Raw genomic sequence first — 4,443 nt, forward strand, 5'->3', positions numbered from 1 at the left:
TTCACACCGGGCTGCGTCGGAGCCCGTATAGGAGGCTGCATGCACAATCGCGTCGACACCGGCCAGCGCGTCGGTCACAGACTCCACATCGAGAAGATCTGCCGCCACGACGCGCATGGACGGTCCCGACAACGCGGGCGGACGGCGCGCTATCGATGTGCATGTCACCCCCATGTTCAGCAGGGCGTCGAGCACCGCCCCACCGAGAAAACCACTCGAACCCACCACTGCGACGCGCAATGCGGATGTCGGCGACGAGGATGCGCGGTCCGCGATGTCGTTTCGGTCCGGTGGTACGGTTCGCCTCAGGGGAGGCAGAGGGTCGAGGTGCTCCACGACTGGCCTTTCGGTAGATCTTCGAGTAAAGGACACGGGGTGTGGCCAAACAAGCTCGGGCAATAGAGACCCGACAGCAGATCGTGGCGGCAGCGGCCGCTACCTTCGATCGGCTGGGATTCGACGGTGCCAGCCTCGGGGCGATCGTCGACGCGAGTAGTGGGCTCACCAAAGGCGCCCTGTACTTCCACTTCAAATCGAAGGACGAACTCGCGCACGCCGTCGTGGAACAGCAACACGCCATTTCGATCGCCGCGGTCGACGCGATCGCCGCCACACAGGCCTCGGCACTCGAGCAGATCGTGATGCTCTGCCATGAAATGGGGCGGCAGATCGTCGAGGATCCGATCGTCCGGGCCGGCATCCGGTTGACCCTCGAATTCAGCGCAGGCGCCGAACCTGACCAGCCGGGACCGTACCAGGACTGGATCGAAGCCTGCCGGCACCTCGTCGAGACCGCGATCGCCGAGGGCGACCTGCTCCCTACGATCGATCCCCCCGAGTTGGCACGGTTCGTGATTTCGGCGTTCACCGGCGTTCAGATGGTCTCGAATGTCCTCGATCGACGCATCGACCTCGAACAACGCATCGACCAGATGCTGCACTTCGTGTTCAACGGCATCCTGACCGCCGACTGCCGCCCCGACAGCGACACGATCATCCACGCCCGCTGGAGCAACACCCGCCAACCGGTCTGACACGCCGCTACCTGCCGGACTCCGGTCCCGGCGCACGACATGCGCCGGCGGCCCATTTCAGCATCGCCGTAGCCATCGCGATTCCACGCTGCTCGAGCACGACATGCGCACTCGCAGGCTCCTCCTCGACGCTCGAGACCACCATCTCCGCCGGAGCGTCGAGTTCGACGAACCGATGAAACCGCACGTTCATCGAGACCGGATCCGCCTCCGGGTTCCCGCGTTCCGCTCGGGCCGCCTGACGGGCAGCCTCGAGAACGAGCATGCCCGGCAGGTGATCGGATGGGTGGTCGAACAACACCGGATGCGACAGATCCGGCAACACCCGCCAGCGACCGGGCCGCGCCGTCGCACCCACCACCACATCCCCGACCACCGGCACCCCGATCACGGCTGGATCCACCGGTGTTCCCCCGGGGACAGACCCCAGCGCCCGCGGCCCACCGGCACCCCAACGCACGATGTCGTACTCTTCGGTCGTCAGAACCGCAGTTCGGCCTCGGCCGGACCCCACACGGCGACCGGCGATCGTGAATTCGAACGCCGCGCTCAAAGCGGTGACCTGCGAGCCACGGCGTCGAATATCCGATACCACCGCGGTGACGGCGACCTCCGCGGCGCCGGCACCGATCACCAGTCGCTCCGACTCGGCAGTGATCTCGAGCGTCTGCATCACGAACCGCCGATCGAGCGAGACCCGGTACCGGGTGTGCGCCAGATAGATCACGCATTGGCGCAGCGTCTCCGCGAGCAGCATCGGGTCGTAGCAACCCGCCCGGCTGCGGTAGAAACCGTGCAGACGAGGCCATTGCGCACCCAGGACGAACCGGTCCGGTCCGGGACCGCGGACGCAATCGGTGAGGAATACCTCGGACACCGCCTGGCGGTGGACATGCCTTCGCGGCACCGTGGACTCGAACGACAACACCGCGACATCATCCTCCGAACCGGACGAACCGTTCACTTCCATACCGCAAGTATCACCTTGCGGGTGAGAGGTGATTGCGCCCGATGCCGCCCTCTTCTCATCGACCACGCCGATCCGGGTGGTCTGCGGTGCTTCGAGATTGCGCTGCCCACCCTGAAGGACACGGTCGACCGACTCCGCACATGCGCGAAGCCACGATCGGCTGCCCCGGCCGGTCGGTCCATCCACGTGGTTCGCTACCTGCCGGGCAGGCCGGTCTTCTCGAGAATCTTGCGCACTTCGGACTGCACGATTGTGTGGTCGCGCTCGGGGTCGTCGGTATGGGCCAGGTACAACATCGCCTCTTCGACTGCGGCAACCAGCAGACGGGCGAGTACGGCCGCGCGAGTCGATGGTCCTCGTTCGCTCGTTTCGACCGGTTCCAGCATGGCCGTGATGCGGTGCAGTAGCTGTTCCTGAGCTCCTCGGATGTCGATCCATCCGAGGACGGCGGGCGCCTCGATCAGGAGCAACCGACGCACCGCCGGGTCGTGAGCGGAATCGAGAGCGGTGAGCACCCCACCGATGAGCGCCTCCCACGAAGCGTCGACCGGCCCGGTCGGCACAAAGGCTTCCGCAATCCCCCGTTGCGCGCGCTCGATCACAGCTCGGAACAATTCGTGTTTGTTCGCGAAGTGATGGTAGAGAGCTCCTCGGGTTACCCCTGCAAGGGCCACGATCTCCGCGGTCGTAGCTTTGCCGTACCCGTCCCTGAGAAACACCTCGAGCGCTGCATCCAGCAACGCGGTCTGTGTCCGAGTCGCGTTCCGAACGTGTCCGGCCGCCTCTGTCCTTCTCTTCACCAACGCCCCTTGCAATTACGATTGCATGTGGAAAATTCAGGCCGATCCAGAAAATCATGATGCTCGAGCCCCACGCGATCCCGAGGGGTGCGACAGCTCGAGAAGGTCGTGGATTCACATACCGACCTTCGGTCGACGAGCTGCTACGGCGAGAAGATGTGCACAGTTCAGCGGTTCCGCCATACGGGCGGCCGTTTCTCGGCGAATGCGGAGGCACCTTCCAACGCGTCCTCGCTGGCACACACGGCGTCGGACTCGGCCGAATTTACTTTCCAGATGCGGTCTTCGAGTCCGGCTGCTTGCGCGTGCGCCATGATCTTCTTGCTCGCGCGTACCGCGACGGGTGCGTTGGCTGCGATGACATGAGCCAGACGTAATGCTTCGGGCAGTACCTCCGAGGGCGGAACTACCGAGTTGACCAGCCCCCAGCGCAGGGCCGCCTCGGCCGAAACAGGTTCGCCGGTGAAGACTGCGTGCGCGGCGATCTTCGGGGGAATCTGTCCCGGAAGACGTATGAGACCTCCGCCTCCCGCGATGAGACCACGTTTGACCTCCGGCAATCCGAGCGTGGCTTCGGAACTGAGCACGGCGAGATCACACGCCAGCACGATCTCGGTACCACCACCCACCGCCACCCCGTTGACAGCGGCGATGAGCGGCTTGGACACGTAATGCTCGACCAAACCGGCAAAACCCCACTCCGGATGGATTGTCGGCAGCACGGACTCACCATCGGCGAAGGCCGCGAGATCGGCGCCGGCGCAAAACGCTCGTCCCGCTCCGGTCACGACGCCGACTCGCAGACCGGGGTCACGGTCGAACTCGTCGAGAACGGCACCCAACGCGTCGGACAGAGCAGCGTCGACGGCATTGAGAACCCGGGGCCGGTTGAGGGTGATGACTCCCACAGGCCCGTCTCGATGGAACAGTACGACGTTCTTTTCCTCGTCCTGCATTGCCGTATGCGCGGCCGTATGCGCGTCTTCGGACGCAAGACCTCGAGCAATGTCCCGACCGACTCCCGGCCCGGAGCCGGTCGCAGAGGCGAATTTGCCGTCCGCTGTACTCATCTGATCCTGTCCCTCCATCGGCATCGAATCTCGTCACGAGATCAGGGATCACGTTCGAGTGGCAACCCGACTCTTGAAGACCGGGACCGACACACCGTCCTGACGCTGGTGGGGTCGACAATCACTGCGCACACGGAGCGCGGCAAACCGGTAGGCATGCCGCTCCGCCGCCGACAGGGTAGATAACCAAAACCCCGGAGCGGCCTCTGCACCCTCGGTGCATGTCCCCGGGGTTCCGCCATTCATCACCCGCACATACGCGCTCAGCACCAGATCCGCACCCCGTTTCCGGTACGCGTGATCCGTACACCTACCTACCGGCCCGACTCGTCCCCTACGCGAAGGAGGACCGATGAGCGACCCTCGCGACTCGGATTCGACCCGTCCCCTGCGTTCGGGAGCACGGGGGCGTCGGGGATCGCACCGACCACGCTCCTGCCACCTGCGGTATCTGCTTGGCTGGGAGTGCTGTCCCTCGGCTTCTTCCGGTTTTTCGAACTCGGCTTCATCCTCGGGATGATCGCGGCCGTCTGCGCGATCGCCCTGTTTCCCACCTTCCAAGCTCTGTG

The 4,443-nt window shown here is 64.8% G+C and carries 5 protein-coding genes and 1 pseudogene; 1 reads left to right on the plus strand and 5 read right to left on the minus strand.

The genetic code is table 11. The features are described 5' to 3' along the window. On the minus strand, positions 1-372 hold a 372-nt coding region (locus tag R1101_RS31415; RefSeq protein WP_332307008.1), incomplete at its 3' end, for an NAD-dependent epimerase/dehydratase family protein. Positions 373-377: 5 nt separating this feature from the next. Here R1101_RS31415 and R1101_RS0116655 point away from each other — a divergent pair. Then, positions 378-1,034 (plus strand): ScbR family autoregulator-binding transcription factor, encoded by a 657-nt coding sequence (locus tag R1101_RS0116655; RefSeq protein WP_026003370.1) that lies wholly within the window; start codon positions 378-380, stop codon positions 1,032-1,034. A gap of 7 nt (positions 1,035-1,041) precedes the next feature. On the opposite strand, the gene R1101_RS27135 is transcribed toward R1101_RS0116655, so the two are convergent. The 4 genes and pseudogenes from R1101_RS27135 to R1101_RS0116670 form a co-directional block, all read right to left on the minus strand. Continuing rightward, complete coding sequence (locus R1101_RS27135; protein WP_016934511.1) at positions 1,042-2,004, minus strand: ScbA/BarX family gamma-butyrolactone biosynthesis protein; 963 nt, start codon at positions 2,002-2,004, stop codon at positions 1,042-1,044. Between the two features lie 194 nt (positions 2,005-2,198). Further along, complete coding sequence (locus R1101_RS31075; protein WP_016934512.1) at positions 2,199-2,567, minus strand: hypothetical protein; 369 nt, start codon at positions 2,565-2,567, stop codon at positions 2,199-2,201. Between the two features lie 48 nt (positions 2,568-2,615). Beyond that, positions 2,616-2,804: pseudogene (locus tag R1101_RS31340) on the minus strand (TetR family transcriptional regulator); the annotation flags it as partial. A 167-nt stretch (positions 2,805-2,971) separates the two neighbouring features. Then, complete coding sequence (locus R1101_RS0116670) at positions 2,972-3,760, minus strand: crotonase/enoyl-CoA hydratase family protein (protein WP_016934513.1); 789 nt, start codon at positions 3,758-3,760, stop codon at positions 2,972-2,974. Between the last annotated feature and the right edge of the window lie 683 nt (positions 3,761-4,443).

The sequence above is a fragment of the Rhodococcus sp. R1101 genome (genome assembly GCF_000278445.1).
Lineage (GTDB): Bacteria > Actinomycetota > Actinomycetes > Mycobacteriales > Mycobacteriaceae > Rhodococcus > Rhodococcus gordoniae.